The sequence below is a fragment of the Mycobacterium cookii genome (assembly GCF_010727945.1).
In the GTDB taxonomy this organism is placed as follows: domain Bacteria; phylum Actinomycetota; class Actinomycetes; order Mycobacteriales; family Mycobacteriaceae; genus Mycobacterium; species Mycobacterium cookii.
On record NZ_AP022569.1, the window covers coordinates 3634756 to 3657058 of the forward strand.

The 22303-nt window shown below is 65.6% G+C and carries 29 protein-coding genes; 12 read left to right on the top strand and 17 right to left on the bottom strand.

What is annotated here, in order from left to right:
* Window positions 1–68: 68 nt before the first annotated feature.
* From G6N27_RS17130 to G6N27_RS17150, 5 genes are read right to left on the bottom strand one after another with little or no spacing between them, the layout of a single operon-like run.
* Window positions 69–881, bottom strand: a complete 813-nt coding sequence (locus G6N27_RS17130; RefSeq protein WP_163778060.1) for an ABC transporter permease — start codon at window positions 879–881, stop codon at window positions 69–71.
* Window positions 871–1692: an ATP-binding cassette domain-containing protein gene (locus G6N27_RS17135; RefSeq protein ID WP_163778062.1), complete on the bottom strand. Its 822-nt coding sequence runs from the start codon at window positions 1690–1692 to the stop codon at window positions 871–873. Before G6N27_RS17135 ends, G6N27_RS17130 begins: the two co-directional genes overlap by 11 nt.
* Entirely contained in the window at window positions 1689–2141 is a 453-nt protein-coding gene (locus G6N27_RS17140; RefSeq protein ID WP_163778064.1) for a MarR family winged helix-turn-helix transcriptional regulator, read from the bottom strand. The genes G6N27_RS17135 and G6N27_RS17140 overlap by 4 nt, the downstream gene beginning before the upstream one ends.
* Window positions 2142–2197: 56 nt before the next feature.
* Window positions 2198–2695: a metallophosphoesterase family protein gene (locus tag G6N27_RS17145; protein WP_163778066.1), complete on the bottom strand. Its 498-nt coding sequence runs from the start codon at window positions 2693–2695 to the stop codon at window positions 2198–2200.
* Between the two features lie 27 nt (window positions 2696–2722).
* Complete coding sequence (locus G6N27_RS17150) at window positions 2723–2908, bottom strand: hypothetical protein (RefSeq protein ID WP_163778068.1); 186 nt, start codon at window positions 2906–2908, stop codon at window positions 2723–2725.
* Window positions 2909–3064: 156 nt separating this feature from the next.
* Between G6N27_RS17150 and G6N27_RS17155 the strand changes: the two genes are divergently transcribed.
* A complete protein-coding gene (locus G6N27_RS17155) occupies window positions 3065–3520 on the top strand; it encodes a MaoC family dehydratase (protein ID WP_163778071.1) in 456 nt (151 codons plus the stop codon).
* Window positions 3521–3528: 8 nt separating this feature from the next.
* Window positions 3529–4428 (top strand): alpha/beta fold hydrolase, encoded by a 900-nt coding sequence (locus G6N27_RS17160; RefSeq protein WP_163778074.1) that lies wholly within the window; start codon window positions 3529–3531, stop codon window positions 4426–4428.
* On the opposite strand, the gene G6N27_RS17165 is transcribed toward G6N27_RS17160, so the two are convergent.
* The gene (locus G6N27_RS17165) at window positions 4425–5666 is read right to left on the bottom strand and encodes an alpha/beta hydrolase family protein (protein WP_232064639.1); all 1242 of its coding nucleotides are present in this window, start codon (window positions 5664–5666) and stop codon (window positions 4425–4427) included. The genes G6N27_RS17160 and G6N27_RS17165 overlap by 4 nt on opposite strands.
* 192 nt (window positions 5667–5858) lie before the next feature.
* Between G6N27_RS17165 and G6N27_RS17170 the strand changes: the two genes are divergently transcribed.
* Window positions 5859–6119 carry a hypothetical protein gene (locus G6N27_RS17170; RefSeq protein ID WP_163778076.1) on the top strand — a complete coding sequence of 87 codons (261 nt, stop codon included), beginning with the start codon at window positions 5859–5861 and terminating at the stop codon, window positions 6117–6119.
* A 65-nt stretch (window positions 6120–6184) separates the two neighbouring features.
* Here the strand turns inward: G6N27_RS17170 and G6N27_RS17175 are convergent, their stop codons facing one another.
* The gene (locus G6N27_RS17175; protein ID WP_163778079.1) at window positions 6185–6445 is read right to left on the bottom strand and encodes a DUF1918 domain-containing protein; all 261 of its coding nucleotides are present in this window, start codon (window positions 6443–6445) and stop codon (window positions 6185–6187) included.
* A 243-nt stretch (window positions 6446–6688) separates the two neighbouring features.
* Here G6N27_RS17175 and G6N27_RS17180 point away from each other — a divergent pair, with 243 nt between their 5' ends.
* The gene (locus tag G6N27_RS17180; protein WP_232064641.1) at window positions 6689–6985 is read left to right on the top strand and encodes a hypothetical protein; all 297 of its coding nucleotides are present in this window, start codon (window positions 6689–6691) and stop codon (window positions 6983–6985) included.
* Between the two features lie 16 nt (window positions 6986–7001).
* Here the strand turns inward: G6N27_RS17180 and G6N27_RS17185 are convergent, their stop codons facing one another.
* Window positions 7002–7382: an Rv0361 family membrane protein gene (locus G6N27_RS17185; RefSeq protein ID WP_443677583.1), complete on the bottom strand. Its 381-nt coding sequence runs from the start codon at window positions 7380–7382 to the stop codon at window positions 7002–7004.
* Between the two features lie 237 nt (window positions 7383–7619).
* Window positions 7620–8909 carry an acyl-CoA dehydrogenase family protein gene (locus tag G6N27_RS17190; RefSeq protein WP_163778085.1) on the bottom strand — a complete coding sequence of 430 codons (1290 nt, stop codon included), beginning with the start codon at window positions 8907–8909 and terminating at the stop codon, window positions 7620–7622.
* A gap of 29 nt (window positions 8910–8938) precedes the next feature.
* On the opposite strand from G6N27_RS17190, the gene G6N27_RS17195 reads away from it, so the two are divergent.
* Together G6N27_RS17195 and G6N27_RS17200 are read left to right on the top strand one after the other, a co-directional pair.
* Window positions 8939–9553 (top strand): GNAT family N-acetyltransferase, encoded by a 615-nt coding sequence (locus G6N27_RS17195; protein ID WP_163778088.1) that lies wholly within the window; start codon window positions 8939–8941, stop codon window positions 9551–9553.
* 37 nt (window positions 9554–9590) lie between these two features.
* Window positions 9591–9884: a hypothetical protein gene (locus G6N27_RS17200; RefSeq protein WP_163778091.1), complete on the top strand. Its 294-nt coding sequence runs from the start codon at window positions 9591–9593 to the stop codon at window positions 9882–9884.
* Here G6N27_RS17200 and G6N27_RS17205 read toward each other — a convergent pair.
* Together G6N27_RS17205 and G6N27_RS17210 are read right to left on the bottom strand one after the other, a co-directional pair.
* Entirely contained in the window at window positions 9861–10670 is an 810-nt protein-coding gene (locus tag G6N27_RS17205; protein ID WP_163778094.1) for a DUF427 domain-containing protein, read from the bottom strand. The genes G6N27_RS17200 and G6N27_RS17205 overlap by 24 nt on opposite strands.
* Before the next feature lie 7 nt (window positions 10671–10677).
* Complete coding sequence (locus tag G6N27_RS17210) at window positions 10678–11004, bottom strand: antibiotic biosynthesis monooxygenase family protein (RefSeq protein WP_163778098.1); 327 nt, start codon at window positions 11002–11004, stop codon at window positions 10678–10680.
* Between the two features lie 54 nt (window positions 11005–11058).
* Here G6N27_RS17210 and G6N27_RS17215 point away from each other — a divergent pair, with 54 nt between their 5' ends.
* Window positions 11059–11490, top strand: coding sequence for a MarR family winged helix-turn-helix transcriptional regulator (locus tag G6N27_RS17215; protein ID WP_163778101.1), 432 nt, complete (start codon window positions 11059–11061; stop codon window positions 11488–11490).
* Here the strand turns inward: G6N27_RS17215 and G6N27_RS17220 are convergent.
* The gene (locus G6N27_RS17220; protein ID WP_163778104.1) at window positions 11487–12161 is read right to left on the bottom strand and encodes a TetR family transcriptional regulator; all 675 of its coding nucleotides are present in this window, start codon (window positions 12159–12161) and stop codon (window positions 11487–11489) included. The two genes, G6N27_RS17215 and G6N27_RS17220, sit on opposite strands and share 4 nt — an antisense overlap.
* A gap of 69 nt (window positions 12162–12230) precedes the next feature.
* Between G6N27_RS17220 and G6N27_RS17225 the strand changes: the two genes are divergently transcribed.
* From G6N27_RS17225 to G6N27_RS17235, 3 genes are read left to right on the top strand one after another with little or no spacing between them, the layout of a single operon-like run.
* Entirely contained in the window at window positions 12231–13286 is a 1056-nt protein-coding gene (locus G6N27_RS17225) for a ferredoxin reductase (protein WP_163778107.1), read from the top strand.
* A gap of 19 nt (window positions 13287–13305) precedes the next feature.
* Window positions 13306–14403 (top strand): fatty acid desaturase family protein, encoded by a 1098-nt coding sequence (locus G6N27_RS17230; RefSeq protein ID WP_163778110.1) that lies wholly within the window; start codon window positions 13306–13308, stop codon window positions 14401–14403.
* Window positions 14404–14430: 27 nt separating this feature from the next.
* Window positions 14431–15315, top strand: a complete 885-nt coding sequence (locus tag G6N27_RS17235) for an alpha/beta fold hydrolase (protein WP_163778113.1) — start codon at window positions 14431–14433, stop codon at window positions 15313–15315.
* Here the strand turns inward: G6N27_RS17235 and G6N27_RS17240 are convergent.
* Window positions 15312–15929 carry a TetR/AcrR family transcriptional regulator gene (locus tag G6N27_RS17240; RefSeq protein WP_232064643.1) on the bottom strand — a complete coding sequence of 206 codons (618 nt, stop codon included), beginning with the start codon at window positions 15927–15929 and terminating at the stop codon, window positions 15312–15314. The two genes, G6N27_RS17235 and G6N27_RS17240, sit on opposite strands and share 4 nt — an antisense overlap.
* A gap of 108 nt (window positions 15930–16037) precedes the next feature.
* Here G6N27_RS17240 and G6N27_RS17245 point away from each other — a divergent pair, with 108 nt between their 5' ends.
* On the top strand, window positions 16038–17366 hold the full coding sequence (locus tag G6N27_RS17245) for a cytochrome P450 (protein ID WP_163778117.1): 1329 nt from the start codon (window positions 16038–16040) through the stop codon (window positions 17364–17366).
* A gap of 73 nt (window positions 17367–17439) precedes the next feature.
* Here G6N27_RS17245 and G6N27_RS17250 read toward each other — a convergent pair whose 3' ends face one another.
* From G6N27_RS17250 to G6N27_RS17260, 3 genes are read right to left on the bottom strand one after another with little or no spacing between them, the layout of a single operon-like run.
* The gene (locus tag G6N27_RS17250) at window positions 17440–18270 is read right to left on the bottom strand and encodes a class I SAM-dependent methyltransferase (RefSeq protein WP_163778120.1); all 831 of its coding nucleotides are present in this window, start codon (window positions 18268–18270) and stop codon (window positions 17440–17442) included.
* Complete coding sequence (locus tag G6N27_RS17255; protein WP_163778122.1) at window positions 18267–19376, bottom strand: NmrA family NAD(P)-binding protein; 1110 nt, start codon at window positions 19374–19376, stop codon at window positions 18267–18269. Before G6N27_RS17255 ends, G6N27_RS17250 begins: the two co-directional genes overlap by 4 nt.
* A 53-nt stretch (window positions 19377–19429) precedes the next feature.
* On the bottom strand, window positions 19430–21004 hold the full coding sequence (locus G6N27_RS17260; RefSeq protein WP_163778124.1) for a DHA2 family efflux MFS transporter permease subunit: 1575 nt from the start codon (window positions 21002–21004) through the stop codon (window positions 19430–19432).
* A 78-nt stretch (window positions 21005–21082) separates the two neighbouring features.
* On the opposite strand from G6N27_RS17260, the gene G6N27_RS17265 reads away from it, so the two are divergent.
* Complete coding sequence (locus G6N27_RS17265; protein WP_232064644.1) at window positions 21083–21760, top strand: winged helix-turn-helix transcriptional regulator; 678 nt, start codon at window positions 21083–21085, stop codon at window positions 21758–21760.
* Here the strand turns inward: G6N27_RS17265 and msrA are convergent.
* On the bottom strand, window positions 21757–22275 hold the full coding sequence (gene msrA, locus G6N27_RS17270) for a peptide-methionine (S)-S-oxide reductase MsrA (protein WP_163778128.1): 519 nt from the start codon (window positions 22273–22275) through the stop codon (window positions 21757–21759). The two genes, G6N27_RS17265 and msrA, sit on opposite strands and share 4 nt — an antisense overlap.
* Between the last annotated feature and the right edge of the window lie 28 nt (window positions 22276–22303).

Below are 22303 nucleotides of genomic sequence, written 5' to 3' on the forward strand. Positions count from 1 at the left end.
TGACGATAACGAATCGAAAACGCCCCCTGCCGAGGCGAATTCGGCAGGGGGCGTTATGTATTCGTGATCTAGGCGACGAGGCGTCGCAAAAGCATTGACGCAGTTGCAATTCCGAGCAGCGCCGCGGCCAGCAACACCACGATGTCCAGAGCGCTGAACGGGGTGCCGATCAGCGCCGCCCGCAGCGCGTGGACCTCGTAGCTCAGCGGATTGACCGTGCTCAGCCCGTGTAGCCAGGACGGCATCACGTCGACCGGGTAGAGCGCGTTGGACGCGAAGAACAGCGGCATGGTGATGGCCTGACCGATTCCCATCAACCGGTCGCGGCTACGCACCAGTCCGGCCAGCGTCATCGACAGGCAGGCGAAGAACGCCGAGCCGAGCATGACGATCGCCATCGCGGCCGCGATACGCAGCGGGTTGATCGTCATACCAATACCCATGACGTAGGCCAGCGCCAGCACCCCGACGACCTGGGCGACCGACCGGACGCCCGCCGCGAAGGCCTTGCCGGTGATCAACGCCGACGCGGGCGCCGGTGTCACCATCAGCTTGGCCAGCACACCGGCGTCGCGGTCCCAGATGATCTGGATGCCATAAAAGATCGAGATGAACAACGCCGACTGAGCGATGATCCCCGGGGCCAGGAAGGCCAGATACGACACCGGCCCGGTGTTGATCACGCGCAACTTGCTGAACGTGGTGCCGAAGATCAGCAGCCAGAGCGCGGGCTGCACCATCCGGGTGACGAGTTCGGTGCGGTCGTGCCGCAGCTTCTGCATCTCGACGATCGCGAACGCACCGACCCGGCCGAATGTCGAGGGGAAGCGCTGCCAGCCGCGCGGAGCGGAGGACAAGGCTATGGCACTGTCAACCGACACGACTGGCAACCTTTCTGCTGGAACGGATTTCACGGAAGGACTCGGACGCCTCGGCCTGACTCGACAAGTCGGATGAGGCGTAGTGCCGGAAGACATCTTCCAGCGTCGCGCTCGGCGACACCGTCGACTTCAGCGTTGCGGGCGTTCCGACCGCGCGCAGCGTGCCGTGATGCATGAGCGCCACCCGGTCGCACAACGCGTCGGCCTCCTCCATGTAGTGAGTGGTCAGCAACACGGTCATGCCGAACAGGGCCTGCATCTTCAGCACCTGGGCCCACACGCGGTCGCGTGCGATCGGATCCAGCCCCACGGTCGGCTCGTCGAGCACCAGCAGCGACGGGCGGTTCACCAGCGCCTGCGCCACCTCCAGGCGACGCACCATCCCGCCGGAATACGTGCCCGCCGGCCGGTCGGCGACGTCGAGCAACTCCATCGCGTCGAGGGCCTCGTCCACCCGCTCTGACCGCTGGCTTCGGGGCACGCCGTACAGCCGCGCGAACCAGGCCACGTTCTGCCGGCCCGTCAACGCAGGCTCGATCGAAAGTTGTTGGGGGACATAACCGATATTGCTGCGGATGTCCACGGTTCGGTCGCGGGCGTCCAGGCCGAAGATGCGAAGCTCGCCGTGCTGGACCGGGGTCAACGTGGTCAGCATGCGTACCACCGTCGTCTTGCCCGCGCCGTTGGGGCCGAGTAGCCCCATCGTCTCGCCCGGCCGCACCTGCAACGTCACGTCGTCGACGGCGGTGAACTTGCCGTAGCGGTGGGTCAGGTTCCGGCCGTCGACCGCCATCGGCAGTGATCCGCTCATTGTCGTCGCTCCTGTAATCGTCGGGTCATAGTGTCGAGGACCGCCAAACCCCTTGCCAGCGAGTCGATCTGGTCGCTGTCGAGTTCGTTGATCACCTCAGCGAGCACCGCTCGCCGCGCCGCGCGTGATGAATCGACCACCTGCTGGGCGGCCCCGGCGAGACGCAACCGGCCGACACGCCGATCGGTTTCACCGGCGGTCCGGACGAGTAAGCCCCTGGCCACCAGCTTGGAGACCAGCGTCGAGGCGGTGTTAGCCATCAGCCCCAACTCCGCGGCGGCAGCGCTGACCGAGATGCCCGGTTGCCGGCCGACCAGCCAGAGCAACTCCGACTGCGACTCGGTGAGCCGTGCCGAGTCGAAGCCACGCCCGGCCGATCGGCGGAGTTCACGGCGGAATCTGCCGACGACGCGCGACAACTCGGTGACGGGGTCGATGAGAGTGTCCACTTGTCTCTGTTTACGAGCTAAATATGTGTGGACGCTATGCCTGGGCTAGCAGCGAGCTACTTTCCGAGCCGATGCAAGACGACGTCGGTCAGGGTGCCGTCGACGACGTGTGCGGTCATGTACGTGCAGAACGGTTGCCTGCGGCGATCGGTCGGCGACCCGGGATTCAGCAGTCGCAGACCGGTGCTGGTCGTGGTGTCCCACGGGATGTGGCTGTGGCCGAACACCAGCACATCGGTGTCGGGGTAGCAGCGCGACATCCGGGCCTCGCGGCCGGCCGACCCGCCGGTCTCGTGGACGACGCTGAAGTGCAGCCCGCCCAGGACCACGTCGGCACGTTCGGGCAAGCGTGAGCGCAGTTCCGGCCCGTCGTTGTTGCCCCAGCACGCCACAAGCCGCGCGGACCTGGTCGTCAAGTCGTCGAGCAAGTCAGGCACAACCCAGTCGCCGGCGTGGATGACGACGTCGGCGTCGGCCACTTCCTCCCAGACCTGAGCGGGCAGATCGCGCGCACGTCGCGGGACGTGGGTGTCGGCGATCAACAGCAGTTTCACCCGGCCATCTTCCACCCGGACCGACCGCTATTCGTCCTTACTGCTGTCGATCCGGCGCGCTTCGGCGCCGGTCTCGCCGACGTCGAGGGCGTCGTCGGTGCCGATGGTCCGCCCGACGTAGCTGCCGTCCTGGTCGCGCCCTTTGCGGGACCAGGCCATATCGGTGTCGTCGTGAACGGATGATTCGGTCTTGTGGCCCTTCGGGTCAGCCATGCTCGGCTCCTTCCGGTGCCATTGATTGATCAAGCGTGGTTACCCGGGCTTGATTCCAGCCGAAACATCCCGGTGGCGTGGCCGGGGTGGCGCAGTGGCATGCTGCTTAGCAGCGCGGCCCCCATCGCCGTCGGGCCGAGACACAGGAGACAATCAATGCGCACCTTCGAATCAGTCGCCGACCTCTCCGCGATCCAGGGGCAAACCATCGGCGAGAGCGACTGGGTGACGATCAGCCAGGAAGACGTCAACCTGTTCGCCGACGCGACCGGTGATCACCAGTGGATCCACGTCGACCCTGAGCGGGCGGCCAAGGGTCCGTTCGGCACGACGATCGCCCACGGATTCATGACGCTGGCGCTGCTGCCGCGGCTACAGCATCAGATGTACACCGTCAAAGGCATCAAGCTGGCAATCAACTACGGCCTCAACAAGGTTCGCTTCCCCGCGCCGGTTCCCGTCGGCTCGCGGGTGCGCGCCAAGAGCACACTGGTCGGCGTCGAGGACCTCGGTAACGGTGCAACGCAGGCGACCGTGTCGACCACCGTGGAGGTCGAAGGCTCGGATAAACCGGCCTGCGTGGCTGAGAGCGTCGTTCGCTACATCTCCTAGGCGAGCGCATGGACGCCGAACTGGCATCGTGGCTGGACGCCGGACAGCACTTCGACTATCTCGGCTTCGACATCTTCTACCGGGTGGAGGGCAGTGGCCCGCCGCTGTTGCTGATCCACGGTTACCCGTTCAATTCCTTTGACTGGGAACCGATCTGGCCGACGCTGACTCAGCGGTTCACCGTCATAGCGCCGGACATGATGGGGATGGGCTTCTCCGCGAAACCGTTCGCCTACGAATACTCGGTGCACGACCACGCCGACATGCACGAAGCGCTGCTGAATCACCTCGGCATCGGCAACGCACACATCCTGGCCCACGACATCGGCGACTCGGTGGGCCAGGAACTGTTGGCGCGTCACGAGTTTCGCCAGCACGTCTATGGCGCGCTGCGCATCGATTCGATCACCTGGCTCAACGGCGGCATGTTCGTCGAGACCTACACGCCGCGCGCCGCGCAGAAGCTGATGTCGGCGACCCCGTTGGGCGACATCCTCAGCCCGGTGCAGAACAGCGCCCTGTCACGCCGCGTATTGGAGCCGACGATCCGGGAGATGTTCGGCCCCAATACCAAACCGACGCCGCACATGATGGGTGTGTTCAACCAGATCCTGGATTACAACGACGGTCGCCGGGTGCTGCACAAGGTCGGCCGATTCATCAAAGACCGGTATACGCACCGGAATCGGTGGGTGCGGGCCATGCGGGAGACCGAGGTCCCGATGCGGCTGATCGACGGACCGATCGACCCCAACTCCGGTGCGCACATGGCCCGTCGCTATGCCGAGGTGATCCCCGACGCCGATGTCGTGATGCTGGCCGACGACATCGGGCACTGGCCGCAACTCGAGGCACCGGATGCGGTGCTGACCCACTTCCTGGCCCACGTCGACCGCGTCAGCGGTTAGGCAGGGCGCGCACGCGGATCCGGTGGACAGTCCAGCAGACCGGACTGCGTCAGGGCATCACGCACAAATCCCTGTACCGGTCGCGAGCGAAAGAACCCGATGTGGCCGCCGGGATACCACATGATCTGCGGTCTGCCCCAATGCTCCCAGAGCCGGATCACTTGTTCGCGTGGATGCACCAGCCGATCGGCGACGCCGGCATAGATGAAACGGCCCAGCGGGGGCACCAGGGGAGTAAGTGACAGCGGCGACACCATTCGGCCCAGCGGCGCAGCCAATTCCAACGTGCGACGGCGGGGATCGTTGTGGGCGAGACCAGCATGGTGCGACAACACGTCGACCACGTCGGCTACCGGCACGCCGAGAATCGCACAGGTGAGACCACTCTCGAGGCTGGCGACCAAACCCGCGATGTAGCCTCCCAGCGACAGACTGTTCAAGCCGATCTGCGACTGCGGCTCTTGCGAACGTATCCAGCCCAACAGCCGCCGGATGTCCCAGACCGCCTGCGCCGTCGCGTGCACGTCATCGAGGATGTCCTCACCCGGAAATACGGCTCCCTTCGGTAGTCCCCGGGCGCGAGGGCCGTGCATCGGCAGGACGGGCATGACGACGTTCAGGCCGAATTCGTCGTGCAACTGCCAAGCGCGAAACGCCGTGAGATCAAATGCCGCGCGGCCCATTTCAGTTCCGTGCACGCACACCAGCCACGGTCGCGGCTCCGGATGCCGCAATAACAGTGCATACTCGCGGTCGTTGGCGGTATACCCCAGCCACCGCTCCCGACCGGGCTCACCCGGACGCGGTGCATAGCCGCTCCGAAAGTCGATGCGCTGAAAGTCGTGCCGGCCTCCCTTCACCTGGCTGACGGTGACATCCTTAGGCGCGGGGGGCTTTGCGAAGAATCCTCGCGGGCTGTCCAGCCATCCGTTGTCTTCGTAGAACTTCAATGCCGCGATCACTTCGCGGTTGATTCGTGCGAACGCGCGCGGTGCACTGACGGGGCGGCGTACCTTCAGTCCCCTCAGGACGACCTCGTCGCGGAGAGCTTGTCCCGCCAGCGCGAGCGTAGGCCGGGCGATCGGAAGCTCATCCGATTGGTCATAAGGGGATTTCAGCCACGGTTGAGCAACGAAGCGAGCGGTTCGCAGCAGCGGACGGATCGCACCATCCAACGCCGTACCGGGCTGGCTCCGCTGTTGGGGTCGCCGCGCGCCGTCGCCGGAAGGGGTGGCCATGGTGGCTGACGCTAAGACCATTTCGCAGGTCGTAGTAGGGGCTTACGTCCCGCCGAAGGTCACCAGGCAGTGGTTGTGACGCAGCCTCATGAGTGCCGAACAGTGTTGTCATGCAGGACTTTAGGCACTCGTGGCAGCCAAGGCCCGGTCATAAAGTCGAGGTGTCAACACAATCGAACAAGGAGACAGATCATGACGCAAGCGCCACAGAAAAACGAGCCACGCTGGGCTGAACTCTCCGACGATGTCCTCGGATCGCTTGAGGCCGGCCGTAAGAGAGGTATCGAGGCCGTCCGCAAGTTCGTCGACGAGGTGACTCCGGCGGTTGACGAAGAGTCGCGGCGTAAGTCCGTCATCGACGCTGCGCTGGAGTTGGCAGAGGAACTCGTCACTACGCAGATCGAATTTTTCCGCGACGTGGTACGCAGTGCCGGCCAGGCTGCCAGCAAGTAGTACGAAGGCTCGGACCCAGGCGGCCGTCCACAGTCTTCTAGCTGTGGGCGGCCACCATCTTCGGCTTATCGGGTGTGGGAGATAGCCGACTGAACGACGCCGAATCGATGCCGCGCCCGCTCATCGGCCGCATTCTGTTCCTCGGCGCTGACGACCAAGGCGTCCGGGCCGGGAAACACCGTCGTTTCATGGTCGGTCTGGAGCCACCGCACCACATAGGGCGGCGAACCATCCGAGGAGTGGACTTCGGTGATCAGTCCACGCTGGTCGGGCTTATCGACCGTGGTGCCTTTCAGAACCAGCCAGTCGCCAACCTGAGCCTTCATGAACACCCCTTTCCTCGCACGCTCAATGGTGCAGGTGGCCGGCCTGCCCGGGGGAGGGCATGAGGGCCCGAACTGCGGTGGCCGAAAGTCCCTCCGGGTGGCGAAAGTCCCCGAACACCCGGGACTTCGGCGAGGTCGACCCGACCGCTAAAGGCCCCCGATGCATTGGCTTTGCACTCTAGGGGCACTGTGCGTACGGATGGTCGAATCGGCTACGCAGCGTCGTTCGACGAGGAGGCCATCATGGGTTCGACATCTCGGAGCGAAGGCAGACATTCATGGTCGTTGGGGCACTATCTGCATCGGCGCGCCGCGCTGTCACCGACAATCCTCTATCACGTGACGGATCGCCTGCACGAGGGACGCACCGTCTGCGTGCCGGGCAACGCAATTCGTCCGACCGTGTCGGCGTGGCTGGCTGAACTGGGCGCCGACAGCCCGCTGGTCGACGATCTCGCGGAAGCTGTCCGGGCCGGTGACTGGCCGGCCGCACATGCCGTCGGCGAGCATCTATCGGTCTACGTGGCGGTCGCGGCCTGAGCCCTTCGCTCGAATATCAACCGGCAAGAGCCGCAACGGATGGTCCGCTGGACAGCGGACTTCTCGCGTAACGGGTCTGGGTGTCTGCGCCCACCAGCAGCCACCGGCCTCGCTGTTCGATCAACCCGAACCGCACATCCAACGGCGGCGCGTATTCGAAGCTCAGCGTCGCGGTGATCCACCACCGCTCGGCGTCCACATGGACATCCCGGAAATCGCTCACGCTTATCGAGCCGTGCTGACATCTGTCGGCCGCGAGTTGGGCCGCCAGCACCGAGGTCTGCTCGATCGAGAATTGTTCGTGCAGAACGCCACACGTCATGTGACGCAGTTCGCCGATGTCAGCTTCCTGCACTGCGCGGGCATATCTCCTGACGGCGTCGTGCACGCTCGACATCTCCACTGCGGCTCCTCTGCGGCCTCCGGAACGCCGTTGTTTACCCCACGCGACCGAGGGAGTAAACCAATGCAGGCCGTTCGACGCTAGAACCGCGTGAATAGGACGCCGTCGGGGCATTCGTCCCCTGATCGGGTCGCCTTTGGACCCCTTGGCGGGCGTGGGCTGTGACTGGCATCAAACGTCTGCCGGCGACCTGGACACCGGAACGCAACAACACTCGTTGAGGAGCGCCCGTCAGAACTCGGCGACCGCGTGCTCGAGGCGTTCGGCCAGCCTGGCCTGCGCCGCAGCGCGCCGGGTCGGCAGATGCTGCGACGGGAAAGGCGTTGACACCGGCTGATATTCACGCAACGTACGACGGGCGACGGTCATCTTGTGCAGTTCGGTCGCGCCGTCGGCGATGCCCAGCGACTCCGCGGCGATCATCATCTTGACGAACGGCATCTCGTTGGAGACACCGAGCGCACCGTGCAGATGCATGGCCCGCTGCACAACGTCGTGCAGCACCTGCGGCATCGCCACCTTGACCGCGGCGATGTCGCGCCGCACCTTTTGGTAGTCGTGATGCTTGTCGATCAGCCAGGCGGTGCGCAGCACCAACAGCCGGAACTGCTCGATCTGAATCCAGCTGTCGGCGATCTTCTCCTGCGTCATCTGGAAATTCGACAACGGGCCCATCCGGGTCTGGCGCGACACCGCGCGCTCGCACATCATGTCGAAGGCCCGCCGCGCCAACGCGATGGTCCGCATGGCGTGGTGGATGCGGCCGCCGCCCAGCCGGGTCTGCGCGATCGCGAAGGCCTGCCCCTCGCCGCCGAGGATGTTCTCGGCCGGCACTCGGACATCGGCGTAGCGCACGTAGCCGTGGGTGGCGTTCGATTCCGTGCCGACTCCCACGTTGCGGATGATCTCGAGGCCCGGTGTGCCGGCGGGAACGATGAACAGCGACATCTTGTCGCGGGTCCGTGCGTCGGGGTTGGTGACGGCCATGACGATGAAGAACGTCGCGTGCCGGGCATTGGTGGAAAACCACTTCTCGCCGTTGATCACCCAGCTGTCGCCGTCGCGCTCGGCGCGGGTCACGAACAGGCCCGGATCCGAGCCGCCCTGCGGCTCGGTCATCGAATAGCAGGACGTGATCTCGCCGTCGAGCAGCGGCCGCAGATAACGTGTCTTCTGGTCGTCGGTCCCGAACAGGGCCAGGATCTCGGCATTGCCGGAGTCGGGGGCCTGCGAGCCGAACACCGACGGGGCCCACCGCGACCGGCCCAGTATTTCGTTGAGCAGCGCCAGCTTCACCTGGCCGTAGCCCTGACCACCGAGCTCCGGTTTGAGGTGCGCCGCCCACAGCCCGTGATCCTTTACCTGCTGCTGCAGCGGCCGCAGCGTTGCCATCGTCTCGGCGTTCTGCTTGTCGTAGGGATCGAGTGCCACCAAGTCGAGTGGCTCGAGCTCGTTGACCATGAACTCTTCGACCCAGTCCAGCTTCTCCTGGTACTCGGGGTCCGTTTCGAAGTCCCACACGACTTCCGACGCTACTACTCTGGCGGCCGATGACCATCACAACGCGTCCCGGGCGCAAAGCCGACGTCAGCGAGTTGTCGCACGCCCTCGGCCGCGCCTTCTACGACGACCCGGTGTCGGTGTGGATCATGCCTGACGACAAAGTCCGGGCAGCGCACCTGCGGAAGTTCTTCGCGACCGTCACCCGACACCACCACCTCGCCGGCGGCGGTGTCGAGGTGGCCACCGACGGGTCCACGATCGGCGCGGCCGCGCTCTGGGATCCGCCCGGCCGGTGGAAGCAGTCGACGCGCGAACAAGTGATGATGCTGCCGTCGTTCATCGTCGGGTTCGGGCCGCGGCTGTCGTTCGGCCGCAAACTCAGCGGACTGCTCGAGCAGATGAAGTCGCAGCACCCGGAGGAGCCGCACTGGTATCTCGCGGTGATCGGCAGCGACCCCTCGGTGCGCGGCAAAGGCTACGGGCAGGCGCTGATGAGCTCTCGCCTCGACCGCGTCGACGCCGAGCACGCGCCCGCTTATCTGGAATCCAGCAAGGCGGAAAACGTGCCGTACTACGAACGATTCGGTTTCGAAGTCACCGGCGAGATCGTGATTCCCGACGGCGGCCCCACCCTGTGGCCGATGTGGCGTAGGCCGCGGTAAGTGGTTAGCGTTCGAAGAAAAGGAGAACCGAACCGCTATGCCTGATGACGACACCTTGAGCCCGAGCGAGTCCACCGATTCCGACGAGGTGCGCAACGACGACGGCGACATCGTCGTCGACCCGCCTGACGACTGGAGCGAGGCCAACAAGTTCGGCATGACAGCGCGCGAAGAGCTTGAGGGCGAATCGCTGGACTACAAACTGAGTGCCGAGGAACCCGACGTGCTGCCCAACGCCGGGCCACCTGCCGAACGACCCGATCGTGTTCATCGCGGCCAGATCGACGGAACCCCCGAGGACGGCGACTCACTGTTCAACGTCGACAGGTGACCAGTGCGTCACCGGCCGTTCGCGGCGATGACCGTCGACGACGATGTCCACCCGCTCGTTGAAGAACGACACGTAGTCCCGGATGGGTTCGGCTTCGCGCAGCGGGTCGGGGTAGGTCCACGCCACGTCGGCGGGCCCGCCCGGGATCGACAGGTATGACGCCCGCCCTTTGTAGGCGCAGTAGCTGATGGTGTCGCTCGGTTCGAGGTCGGCGACGATGTCAGCACGCGGGAGATAGAACCGCACCGGCAGCAGCGTCTCGAACAACAACAGCGGACGCGTCGACTCGGCCAGTAGCCGGCCGTCCCACTCGACGCGAACCCGTCGGCTGCTGGCCAGGATGTCGACGCGCTTGAACGGATCATGCGGGTGGGCGACGACCGGCTCGTCTTCTTCGAGCCAGTCGAACGCGCTGAAATCGAACGACACGTAGCCGGCCAGATCGGGGTGGTCGGGCCGGAACCCTGCCGACGGGAGCCGCACGTCGCCGACGACCACATCGAACATCTCGCCGGTGCAGCTATGCGTGGCGAACGGCTGGTTCGGAAACAGCAGCGATGAATCGGGCAGATCGTCGATCCGGCCGGCAGATTCCAGCGTCGCCGTGACGTCGGAGTCGGGCACCGCGTACGTCGGGACCAGGCGCCGCGGCTCCCACACCAGCAGGCCGCTGACGGTGTCGGCGACCGGCTCGCCGTCCAGGTCAATCCGCAGACGTTTCTCGCACGCCTCATAGCGCAGCGAGGTCAGCGCGCTGCCGAGCAGCTCTCGCATCGTGGTGGCCATCGCTCCATCATGGCGCGGAATGCACCGACTCGACCGTGTAGAGATGCGGCTCGAAGCCGTCGGCCACCTCCGCGCAGCGCGCCATGTGTTCGCGGGCGGCGGGGTTCTGCTGCATTGCCTGCATCGCCTCGGCGCTGCGCCACTGCGCGTAGTTGACCACGCGGGTGCCGTCGGTGCTGACGTGAATGTTCGCCGAGATGAACCCGTCGATGTGCTGCATCACGTCCTCGGTGGCCGCGGTCAGCAGATCGGCGAGCTCCTGTGCCCGCTCGGGTTGCACGGTGAAGACATTGATCAGCGTGGCGTGGTCGGCGTGCGCGGTGATGGTCGACATGGTGTTCTCCTTTGTCAGGTTCCTGACTCAAACCATAGGTGTAAGGTTCCTGTCATGCAACCCTCGGACGCCGAACGCTCGGTCGGGTATCTGGTGAAACGGGTGCAGCAGGGCCTGCGCCGCCGATGCGACAGCGCGCTGAAGTCCACCGGTCTGTCGATGGCGCAGTACTCGACGCTGCGGGCACTGCATGAACACCCGGATGCCTCGGCCGCGGAGTTGGCGCGGCTGTGTTTCGTGACGCGGCAGTCGCTGCAGGACGTGTTGGCCGGCTTACGCGCTGACGGCCTGATCGAGACCGCCGCCGCGCCGCCGCGCGGTCGGTCGCGGTCGCTGGCACTGACCCGTCTGGGCTCGCGCCGGCTCAATGCCGCGCACGACGCGGTTTTCGGCGTGGAAGCTGACATGCTGCAAGGGATTTCGTCGCGAGACCGACAGAAAATCGCCGAGCTGCTGATTCGGTGTGCGGAGAACGTCGAGGGCTAGGGCTTACTACGCCAACCGGTGACGCCGACGACGATCATCCGCAGTTGCTTGACGGCGGTGATCCGGATCTCCTCGATCGCCTCGGCGCTCTGCGCGTCTTCGAGGGCCTCAGCGATGACGATCATCGAGTTGACGAACAGGGTGGCCAGGATGTTGAGGTCGTCGGTGCTCCACTCGTTCAGCCCCGGGAACCGGGCCAGGTCGGTGGCCAACTCTGACGTGAGAAGCCGGAATTCGGTCCGAATCGCGTAACGCAACACGGTGACGCCGCTGGAGCGTTCGCGGCCGATGAAACGCCAATGCTCGCGGCCTTCGGTGACGCTCGCGACGACGATCTCGACCGACGACTCGATGACCCGGTTGGGGTCGAGCTTGCCGGCGCGGGCGCCGCGCAACATGTCCCGCAGGGTGCGAAAGGACTCGTCGATCAGGACCAGCCCGAGGGCCTCCATCGACTCGAAGTGGCGGTAGAACGCCGCCGGGACGATCCCGGCTTCCCGGGTCACCTCCCGCAGGCTCAGGCCACTGAAACTGTGTTCGTCGAGCAGCTTGAGCGCCGCCGCGACAATGGCCCGCCGGGTCACCTCTTTGCGTTCCTCACGGGACGGGCCCTCGCTCCTGCGACCGCGCCCCGATCGGTGCGGATGTGAGCTAGGAGTACGACTGTTCACCGTGTGAAGGCTATCACAGCGCTGGGAAAACCCTTGACGAACTGGGGCAAACCAGAGGACTGTGTACACATGTTCACTCAAACTTTGAAACGGCGGGTGCTAGGTTCTGACCTGGTCAACCTGCTGACCGGTCCGCACGGCGTCGACCGGTACACCGAGCTGGTCGCACCGACCTGGACGCTGGCCGAGGGCCGCGCCAAGGTCGTCGACGTGCGGCGCAACACCTCACGCAGTGTCACGCTCGTCCTGGCGCCCAACGACGCCTTCACCGGCACCGTCAAGGCGGGGCAGTACGTCAACGTCAGCGTCGAGATCGACGGGCGCCGCCACACCCGCTGCTACTCGCCGGCCAACGCCGAAGGCTCCGCGCAGATCGAATTGACGATCGGACACCACGACGGCGGCCTGGTCTCGACATTCCTGTACGAGCGGGCACGGCGCGGCATGGTGGTCGGACTCGGCGCGGTCGGCGGCGACTTCACCCTGCCGGCGCAACGGCCGCGACGGATCCTGTTCGTCTCGGGTGGCAGCGGGATCACGCCCGTCATGGCGATGCTGCGCACCCTTGTCCGGGACGGCCACGACGGCGAGATCACGTTCGTCCACTACGCACGCAACCGGGCCGAAGCGCCCTACCGCGACGAGCTCGCGGCGATGCCCGGTGTGCGGGTGCTGCACGGCTACACCCGGTCGACGGGCGGCGACCTCGACGGCCGGTTCGGCCGCGAACACCTGGCGGCGGCGATGCCGACACCAGATGCCGTGTTCGTCTGTGGTCCAACAGCTTTGGTCGACGCGGTCCGCGAGCATTGCGACAATGTGCACTCGGAGAGCTTTGTGGCGCCGGCACTGGAGTCGCCGGCCAAGCCGTCCGGCGGGCGAGTGACGTTCTCGGACAGCAGCGTTGACGTCGTCGACGATGGCCGCCCGCTGCTCGAGCAGGCCGAGTCGGCAGGCCTCAACCCAAAGAGCGGATGCCGGATGGGCATCTGCCACACCTGCACCCGCCGCAAGACCAGCGGTGTCGTGCGCAGCCTGACCACCGGTGCGGTGTCGACCGTCGCGGGCGAGGACGTGCAGATCTGCGTGTCCGTTCCCGTCGGCGACGTCGACATTGCGCTCTAGAGACACAGGAGACATCACGATGACACAGACCAAGATCACTCTGACACCCGAGCAGGCCGACGCATTCGGCCGCGAACTCGACGCCATCAAAGAACGTGTTATGGCCGACCTCGGCCAGCGCGACGCCGACTACATCCGCCGCGTCATCAAGGCGCAGCGCGCACTCGAAGTGGGTGGCCGCGCCCTGCTGTACTTCCCGCCGGCGTGGTTGGCCGGAACCGCAATGTTGGGGATCTCGAAGATCCTGGACAACATGGAGATCGGCCACAACATCATGCACGGCCAGTACGACTGGATGCGTGATCCGACCATCCGCGGCGGCGAGTTCGAATGGGACACCGCCTGCCCAGCCGACCAGTGGAGGCACTCGCACAACTACATGCACCACACCCACACCAACATCGTGGGCATGGACCGCGACATCGGCTACGGCATCTTGCGGATGAGCGAAGACCAGCGCTGGAGCCCCTACTTCCTCGGCAACCCGCTCTATGCATTCCTGCTGATGGTGCTGTTCCAGTACGGCGTCGCATTGCACGAGTTGGAGACCGAGCGCATCCGCGCCGGCGAGATCTCGGTGGCCGACAAGCGGGAGGTCCTACAGGCGATCTGGCAGAAGACCCGCAAGCAGGTGCTGAAGGACTACGTCGCCTTCCCGCTGCTGGCCGGGCCGTTTGCGCCGTTCGTCTTCAGCGGCAACCTGACCGCCAACCTGATGCGCAACGTGTGGTCCTACATGATCATCTTCTGCGGCCACTTCCCCGACGGCACACAGGAATTCACCGTCGAAGAGACACAGGGTGAGTCGCGCGGCATGTGGTACTTCCGCCAGGTCCTCGGCTCGGCGAACCTGACCGGCGGCAAGCTGTTTCACATCCTCTCGGGTCACTTGTCGCACCAGATCGAGCACCACCTGTTCCCGGACATCCCGGCTCAGCGCTACTCCGAGATCGCCGGCGAGGTCGAAGAGATCTGCCGTCGTTACGGCATCCCCTACAACAAGGGCCCGCTGCTGCGGCAGTTCGGCACGGTGGTGCGCAAGATCGTCAAACTCGCGCTGCCGCCGAAGGATCGCGCCGAGACCACACCGAAGGATCGTGAGCGGGTCGCCGCGTAAGCACGGCACATCGGCTACCTTGCACCCATGGTTCCTCTGCCCGCGCTGGACGGTGTCGATCACAAGTTCGTCGATCTGGGTGGCGGGGTGACGATCCATGTCGCCGACGCCGGGCCCGCCGAGGGACCGCCGGTGATGCTGGTGCACGGCTTCCCGGAGAACTGGTGGGAATGGCACGAACTGATCGGCCCACTGGCCGCCGACGGCTACCGGGTGCTCTGCCCCGACCTGCGCGGTGCGGGCTGGAGTTCGGCGCCAAGATCCCGATACCTCAAGAACGATATGGCCGACGACCTGGCGGCCGTGCTCGACCGGTTGGGCGTCGGCCCGGTGAAACTGGTGGCGCACGACTGGGGTGGGCCCGTCGCATTCATCATGATGCTGCGCCATCCGGAGAAGGTGACCGGCTTTTTCGGGTTGAACACCGCGGCGCCCTACGTGCAGCGCGATCTGTCGGCGATCCGTAACATCTGGCGTTTCTGGTATCAGATTCCGATGCTGCTGCCGGTCATCGGGCCGCGGTTGATCGCCGACCGTAAGGCCCGCTATTTCAGGATGCTGGCGTCGTGGGTGGGCGGCGGATTCCGGGTTCCCGATGACGACGTCGCACTGTACGTCGAGTGCATGCGCCAACCCGGCCACGCCGTCGCCGGCTCGCGGTGGTACCGGACTTTTCAGAGCACCGAGATGATGCGTTGGCTGCGAGGCGAATTCGACGATGTGCCCGTCGATGTCCCGGTGCGCTGGCTGAGCGGCACCCAAGACCCGGTGCTCACGCCCGACCTGATCGACGGGTATGCCTCGCATGTCCGTGATTTCGACGTCGAGTTGGTCGACGGCGTCGGCCATTGGATCGTCGAGCAGCGTCCCGATCTGGTGCTCGACCGGCTGCGGGCGTTCCTCGCGCTCTAGTGGCGGTACCCGAGCATCGCCACCGATGCCTCGACCGCGGGTTCGACGATGTCGCGCACGCTGTGCCCGTCTTCGACTGCCAGAGCAGTCAATTCACGCAGACCGCCGATCAGGATGACCGCCTTGGGCCGAGTCAGCGGCGGCAGGCCGGCCTTCTGAAAGCCCGGGTTGTCGCTGAGGTTCACCAGCAGGCTGGTCAGTAGCTGCATGCCGCGTCGCTGGAACGGCCGCGCCGCGGCGTCCAGCGAGGGCAGCTCGCGGATCCAACTGAGCGTCAGCGCCGGCCGGGCGTCGATGTGGTCGACGTACGCCTCGACGGCCTGACGGATCTGGGTCTGCCAGTCGCCGTCGCGATCGACGGCGTCACGAATGTTCTCGGCCAGTTTCCCGACGTCGGCGTGCAGGAGTTCGAGGAAGCACTGTTCCTTGCTCGGGAACTGGTCGTAGAAGGTGCGCTTGGAGGTGCGGGCGTGCCGGACGATGTCGGCAACGGTGCTGGCGCGGTAACCCCGCTCGGTGATCGAGGCGGCCAGCCCGTCGAGCAGCCGTTGCCGAAACGTGTCGGCATCGGAAGGCGCGCTCGAAGCCGCATCGTCAGCGACGGTCGCCTTCACCGCGCCTCCTTCGGTCCGACCCTTGCCAGCACTTGGTACCAGACGGTACCGTACCGGAATGAGTCGCGGTACGGCGCGGTACCGCATCGAAATTGGGAGTGCACAGTTGTGAGCACCGTCGAAACGCCCGCCGCCCCGGCGCCGCCCGCCATCTCGTTGCCCCCGGGACCTCGGATTCCAAAACCATTGCAGGGTGCCGCTTTCGCGTTCGGCAGGCGACCGTTCATGTTCAAGATGGCGGACCGCTACGGCGACGCATTCTCGCTGCATGTGCCGATCTATGGCCCGTTGGTCGTGGTGGCCGACCCGAAACTGGCCAAGCAGGTGTTCACCGCCGCGCCAGATGTGCTCGGCAACATTCAGCCGAACCTGAGCAGACTGCTCGGGTCCGGGTCGGTGTTCGCGCTGGACAACGACGAACACCGGCAGCGGCGCAGGCTGCTGGCACCGCCGTTCCACGGAAAGAGCATCAAGAATTACGAGTCGATCATCGAAGAGGAGACGCTGCGCGAGATCGCCGAGTGGCCGCAGGGCACCGCGTTTCCCACCCTGCCGTCGACGATGCGCATCACGCTCAACGCGATCCTGCGTGCGGTCTTCGGCGCCGAGGGTGCCGCGCTCGACGAGTTGCGCCGCATCATTCCGCCGTGGGTCACGCTGGGATCGCGGATGGCTATGATACCCAACCCTTCTCGAACATTTGGTCGTTATTCGCCGTGGGGCCGGCTGGTCGAGTACCGGCGGCGCTACGATGCGATCGTCGACACGCTGATCGCAAACGAACGAGCTGACCCGGACTTCGAGAATCGGACCGACGTGCTTGCGCTGATGCTGCGCAGCACGTACGAGGACGGTTCGGCTATGTCGCGCAAGGACATCGGCGACGAACTGCTCACCCTGCTGGCGGCCGGACACGAGACGACGGCGTCCACGCTGGGCTGGGCATTCGAACGGCTCAGTCGGCACCCTGACGTACTGACGGCGTTGGTGGCCGAGGCCGAAACCGGCGACAACGAGCTGCGTCAGGCCACGATCCTCGAGGTGCAGCGACAACGAACGGTCATCGACGCCGCCGGCCGGCACGTCCACGCGCCGGCCTTCGATCTCGGCGACTGGTCCATCCCGCACGGGTACAGCATCATCGTCAGCATCGCGCGGCTACACACCGACGCGGAGCTGTTCGCGAACCCGGATCGTTTCGACCCCCAGCGCTTCGTCGGCACCAAACCGCCCAGCTTCGGTTGGCTGCCTTACGGTGGTGGCGCCCGGCGTTGTGTGGGCGCGGTGTTCGCGAACATGGAGATGGACGTGGTGCTACGAACGGTGTTGCGCCACTTCACGATCGAAACCACAGATGCCCCGGGGGAGAAGTATCATTCGCGCGGTGTGGCCTACACCCCGAAGGACGGCGGACGGATCGCGGTCCGTCGACGTTGAAGTGGCGCGAAACAGCAGTGAGGGTCGTTATCGGGCGCAAATCGCAGCCCTGGCTGCCGTCTCGCGACACTGGCTACCCGGCGATCGCGACGGCTTGGATCAGCCGCACGCGGTCTTCCCGGGCATTCGCGAGCAGGTTTGCGACCTTGGTGTTGATGTCGGGGACGACCAGTTGAAGCCCGAGCGGATCCACGGGCGCCGCCAATATCGGGGCCATGGCCTCGACGGTGAACTCGGTCAGGTCGTTCCACACCTCCAGCGCGAATCCGGCATTCTGCAGCGCGGTGGCGAGCTCATCGGACGTGACGAGGTGGCTGCGTTCGGGGACGTCGGCCCACGGCACCGGGAAAACGAGGGGCTGGCGGGATCCCGCGGTGACATCCCAGATCGCAAGACGCCCGCCGGCGCGCAGAACGCGGCGGGCTTCGCTGTACAGTCGCGTTTTGTCCGCGATGTTCATCTGAACGTGTTGGCTGACAACCAGATCGAAGCTTGCGTCCGGCAATGGTAGATCGGTGACGTCTGCTTCAATCACGTCAATGCGGTCGTTGAGGTTTACCAGGCCGTTCAGCCACCGCGCGGTGTCGCAGTACTCAGCCGTGAAATCGACCGCGGTCACGCGGCAGCCGTGTTCAGCGGCAAGCAGGCGGGAGGTACCTCCGATACTGCTGCCGGCGTCGAGAACACGGTCGGCCGCTGTGACATGCGCGGCCTCCAGCAGCGCCACGGTGCCCAGACGGCCGAGGGAGTGGAAGTGCTCGAACGAGGCCAAACCGGCTGCCAGGTCGGCGGGCGTCAGCGTAGCCAAATCCTTTCCAGTGGAGCGCAATGCGGCTTCGATGCGCTGACGTACTCCCCCGGTGGCGTATTGCGCCGCGGCGCCGGCAGCTGGCGCGGCGGTCATCGTGCGACCGCCGGCATCGCGCTGATCCGCGGCCGCTGCGCATTGAGTGCCCGGCTGGGGTCGTGAGTGGCCTGCCATTGCTCGGAGTCGATCGACAGTGTCCCGATGGCCGCGCCGTCCTGGAAGGTGCGCAGGTATTGCTTGCGATTCGGAGCCGGGGCGACGATCGATCTCGCGAGCAGGCGCATTGCGCGGGCCATTCCCGAGGGTCCGCGTTTGGTGCCCGGCATGGTCGTGAGATAGCGGCGGGCGATCGTCTCCATGTCCTCAGGCGGCCGGCCGGTGAGCCGTTGCACGACATCGGTCGGCGCATGAACGGCGAAGGTGCCGCGTTTGAGTTCGTCGATGTACCAGTGCAACTGGTTGAGGGTGTACTCATCGAAACCGATCGAACGAGCCGACTTGGCCAGCAACGTAAATGGAATGTCGACGTATCGGATCGTGCGTCCGAACACTCGGCCGAGTATCTCGGCGTAATCGCTGGGGCTGATCAATTCTGGGCCGGTGGGACGGTAGCTGAGTCCCAGGTGCGGTCCGGGATCTGCGAGCAGCGCGCTCGCGACGGCGGCAATGTCCTCATTAGACGGCGGGGCATTGAGCCCGTCGCCGAAGGGAACCGTCAACACACCGAACTGCGCCACCGTGTCCAGCGTGTAGGTGTAATTCTCCGCGAAGAACCCGGGGTTGACGGTGATCGCGCCGACGCTCGGCATCCAGTCGAACACCCGATCGGCAAGCCACGTGGCGCGGGTCTGTGCCGACAGGTGACCGGGATCGGCCAGCCATTGACTCATCGCCACAACAACTTCCAGCCGTTCCTCCTCGGCGATCGCGGCGAAGAGGGTGGCGGCCTCCAGCGCGCTCGGTACCCCGGGGGCAGCCCAGTAGGCACGCTGCACGCCGTGCAGCGCGGCGCGGACATCGTTCACGTCGCTGACGTTCCCGACGACGACTTCGGCTCCCCGTTGCCGCAACGCCGCCGATCGGGCGTCGTCGCGATGCACCATCGCGCGAACCGGAAAGCCACGCGACAGCAGCGATAGGGCAGTATGGCGGCCTGTCTTGCCCGCCGCAGCGGTCACCAAGATGGTTGGCAGTGCGCTCATGAGGGATGCTCCTTTGACTTGTGATTGTGGGAAATGCGTTGTACTGCAGCTTGTTACGTGGTGACTGACTCTGGCTGGGCCTGCTCGGTGATCTCGGACGCCGATCGGTGTGCTCGCGCAGGCAGCACAACCGCGACCACGACGGCCGCGGCCAGCGCGATAGCGGCGCAGACCAGGGAGCCGATCTGCAAGCCGCCGAGGAACGCATGGTCGACGGCGCCGCGCACACTGGCCGCCTGGGCGGCGGGCAACTGTCCGATGACGCGGTAGGCGGCGGCCATCGAGCTTGTCATCGTGGACCGGACGTCCGCCGGGAGCGTCGTCAGAGCCGCCGCCGCGCCGAGCCGGCCGGAGTAGACGGATGCGAACACGCTGCCGACGATCGCGACACCCAGCGTGCCGCCCAACTCTCGGGTGGTGTCGTTGACGGCCGAACCGATCCCGGCCTTGCTGGCAGACAGTGAGCCCATGATCGCCTCGGTCGCCGGCGCTGTCGTCAAGCCGAGGCCGCCGCCAAGCAGAACCATCTGTTCGGCGATCTGCAGGTACGGCGTGGCTGCATCGGCGGTGGATGCCCATGCCAGCCCAGCCGCGAAAAGGGTCAAGCCCGCCGCGACGACCGCCGTGCTGCCCACTCGCTCGACAATGCGCGGACCCAGCACGCTGGCGACGGCGATAGAGACCGCGACCGGCAACAGTCGCACACCTGCCTCGAATGCGCTGTAGCCCTTGATGAATTGGAAATACTGGGTGATGACGAAGATGAAGCCGAACAGCGTGAGGAAGCCCGCCGTCACCGCCAGGCTGCCGCCGGAGAATCGCCGGTTCGCGAACACTGAGACGTCGAGCATCGGGTGCGAACTGCGCCGCTCCCAGAGCGCGAAGGCGCCGAGAACGACCACGGCGATGCCGAAGCCTGCCACGGCTCGCGCGCTACCCCATCCCCAATTCGGCGCTTCGATGACCGTGTAAATAAGGGCGGTCACCCCAGTGCAGGACAGCAGCAGCCCGGGTATGTCGACCTTCGGTGCGGCCGGATCACGCGATGTAGGAACGCACAGCACTCCGCCTACGATGGCCGTCGCGGCGACCGGGACGTTCACCAGAAAGATTGAGCCCCAGGCGAAGTGCTCAAGCAGCCAGCCGCCGGTGATCGGGCCGGCGGCAACGCCGACACCGACCATCGCCGCCCACACGCCGATCGCCTTGGCCCGCGTGGCCGCATCGGTGAAGATATTCGTGATCAGGCCAAGCGTGGTCGGGAAGATCACCGCGGCGCCAACGCCCATCGCGGCGCGGGCCGCGATCAGGGATTCCGCCGAATGTGCCTGCGCCGCAACGGCGGAAGTCACGGCGAACACGGCAAGTCCGCCGCTGAGCCATCCGCGCCGGCCATATCGGTCGCTGAGGCTTCCCACCGATAGCAGCAGGCCGGCCATGACGAGCGTGTAGGCGTCGACAATCCATTGCAGCTGCGCGGTGTCAGCGTTCAGATCGCGAGACAGCGTGGGCAGAGCGACGTTGACGATGGTGGCATCGACGCTGATGACGAAGACGCTCAAGCAAATCACGGCCAGAGCGGCGATCGGATGGCCAGGGAACGCCGTGCGGCGGACGTCGATGCTCATAGACTGAACCGTAAACTCGATAGACAAGAAAATCAAGCAATAGTTTTATTAAAACGTCGATACGCTAGACTCGCTGGTGTGGCCGGTCGCAAGAGTTACCACCAGAACTGCCCGATTGCGCGCGGGCTCGACGTCCTCGGCGAGCGGTGGACGCTGCTGATCCTGCGCGAGCTCATCGGGGGCGCACGCCGCTACGGCGATATGCGCGCAGCACTTCCGGGCATCGCCACCAACTTGCTCGCCGACCGGTTGCGCGAGCTCGAAGAAGCCGGGCTGATCTGCCGGACCGAATTGCCTCCGCCGGTAGCGCGCACCGTCTACACCCTGAGCGAAGAGGGCTGGCGCAAAGTGCCGCCGGTGATCCGGGCGGTCGCCACGTTCGGACTGGCTCTGCTCGAGCCCAGCGACAGCGCACTGACCCCGTTGAACGGCTTCCTGGCGGGCATCCTGCTCGGCTTCGACCCGGCCCGGGCATCGGATCGCTCCACGTCCTACCGCATCGAAATCGACGGTCGCCGTTTCGAATTCGCAGCCACCAAGGACGGCCTGACCGCTGCTCGGGAGACGCCGGCCGTCACCGTGACCGCGACCGCGGGCGATCTGATCACCGCGCGTCTCGGTGGAACCGCCGCCGAGCGGAAGGCCGCGCTGCGGCGCTGCACTTTCGATGGCGACGACACCGCCGTGCAGGCGATGCGCACGGCGTTTCAGTTGGCGGCAGATCCCGGGCTGGCACCCGCCGCCTCACGAAACTAGCGGTCGGCGGCGGCCCGTCGCGGCAACTTCCAGCCAGGCCGGATGAAGTGGCAGGTGTACCCGTTCGGGTAGTGCAGCAGGTAGTCCTGGTGCTCGGGTTCGGCTTGCCAGAAGTCGCCGGCCGGGCTGACTTCGGTGACCACCTTGCCGGGCCACAGCCCGGACGCTTCGACGTCGGCGATGGTGTCCTCGGCGACGCGCTTCTGGTCTTCGTCGAGGTAGAAGATCGCCGAGCGGTAGCTGGGCCCGAGGTCGTTGCCCTGACGGTTCTTCGTGGTCGGGTCGTGAATCTGGAAGAAGAACTCCAGCATGGTCCGATAGTCGGTGATCGCCGGGTCGTAGACGATCTCGATGGCCTCGGCGTGGTTTCCGTGATTGCGATACGTCGCGTGGGGCACGCTCGGGTCGCCGGTGTAGCCGACCCTGGTCGAGACGACGCCGGGCTGCTTGCGGATCAGGTCCTGCATCCCCCAGAAGCAGCCGCCGGCCAGTATTGCCTTCTTGTAGTCCGTCATCTTGTCGATTATCCACGTGCTCGACAAA

What these genes read in the sequence shown, in the direction of transcription:
- G6N27_RS17135 (WP_163778062.1), bottom strand. Translation starts at nt 1,692, where the DNA reads ATGAGCGGATCACTGCCGATGGCGGTCGACGGCCGGAACCTGACCCAC.
- G6N27_RS17150 (WP_163778068.1), bottom strand. Translation starts at nt 2,908, where the DNA reads ATGGCTGACCCGAAGGGCCACAAGACCGAATCATCCGTTCACGACGAC.
- G6N27_RS17155 (WP_163778071.1), top strand. Translation starts at nt 3,065, where the DNA reads ATGCGCACCTTCGAATCAGTCGCCGACCTCTCCGCGATCCAGGGGCAA.
- G6N27_RS17160 (WP_163778074.1), top strand. Translation starts at nt 3,529, where the DNA reads ATGGACGCCGAACTGGCATCGTGGCTGGACGCCGGACAGCACTTCGAC.
- G6N27_RS17165 (WP_232064639.1), bottom strand. Translation starts at nt 5,666, where the DNA reads ATGGCCACCCCTTCCGGCGACGGCGCGCGGCGACCCCAACAGCGGAGC.
- G6N27_RS17170 (WP_163778076.1), top strand. Translation starts at nt 5,859, where the DNA reads ATGACGCAAGCGCCACAGAAAAACGAGCCACGCTGGGCTGAACTCTCC.
- G6N27_RS17175 (WP_163778079.1), bottom strand. Translation starts at nt 6,445, where the DNA reads ATGAAGGCTCAGGTTGGCGACTGGCTGGTTCTGAAAGGCACCACGGTC.
- G6N27_RS17180 (WP_232064641.1), top strand. Translation starts at nt 6,689, where the DNA reads ATGGGTTCGACATCTCGGAGCGAAGGCAGACATTCATGGTCGTTGGGG.
- G6N27_RS17185 (WP_443677583.1), bottom strand. Translation starts at nt 7,382, where the DNA reads ATGTCGAGCGTGCACGACGCCGTCAGGAGATATGCCCGCGCAGTGCAG.
- G6N27_RS17195 (WP_163778088.1), top strand. Translation starts at nt 8,939, where the DNA reads ATGACCATCACAACGCGTCCCGGGCGCAAAGCCGACGTCAGCGAGTTG.
- G6N27_RS17200 (WP_163778091.1), top strand. Translation starts at nt 9,591, where the DNA reads ATGCCTGATGACGACACCTTGAGCCCGAGCGAGTCCACCGATTCCGAC.
- G6N27_RS17205 (WP_163778094.1), bottom strand. Translation starts at nt 10,670, where the DNA reads ATGGCCACCACGATGCGAGAGCTGCTCGGCAGCGCGCTGACCTCGCTG.
- G6N27_RS17210 (WP_163778098.1), bottom strand. Translation starts at nt 11,004, where the DNA reads ATGTCGACCATCACCGCGCACGCCGACCACGCCACGCTGATCAATGTC.
- G6N27_RS17215 (WP_163778101.1), top strand. Translation starts at nt 11,059, where the DNA reads ATGCAACCCTCGGACGCCGAACGCTCGGTCGGGTATCTGGTGAAACGG.
- G6N27_RS17225 (WP_163778107.1), top strand. Translation starts at nt 12,231, where the DNA reads ATGTTCACTCAAACTTTGAAACGGCGGGTGCTAGGTTCTGACCTGGTC.
- G6N27_RS17230 (WP_163778110.1), top strand. Translation starts at nt 13,306, where the DNA reads ATGACACAGACCAAGATCACTCTGACACCCGAGCAGGCCGACGCATTC.
- G6N27_RS17235 (WP_163778113.1), top strand. Translation starts at nt 14,431, where the DNA reads ATGGTTCCTCTGCCCGCGCTGGACGGTGTCGATCACAAGTTCGTCGAT.
- G6N27_RS17250 (WP_163778120.1), bottom strand. Translation starts at nt 18,270, where the DNA reads ATGACCGCCGCGCCAGCTGCCGGCGCCGCGGCGCAATACGCCACCGGG.
- G6N27_RS17255 (WP_163778122.1), bottom strand. Translation starts at nt 19,376, where the DNA reads ATGAGCGCACTGCCAACCATCTTGGTGACCGCTGCGGCGGGCAAGACA.
- G6N27_RS17260 (WP_163778124.1), bottom strand. Translation starts at nt 21,004, where the DNA reads ATGAGCATCGACGTCCGCCGCACGGCGTTCCCTGGCCATCCGATCGCC.
- msrA (WP_163778128.1), bottom strand. Translation starts at nt 22,275, where the DNA reads ATGACGGACTACAAGAAGGCAATACTGGCCGGCGGCTGCTTCTGGGGG.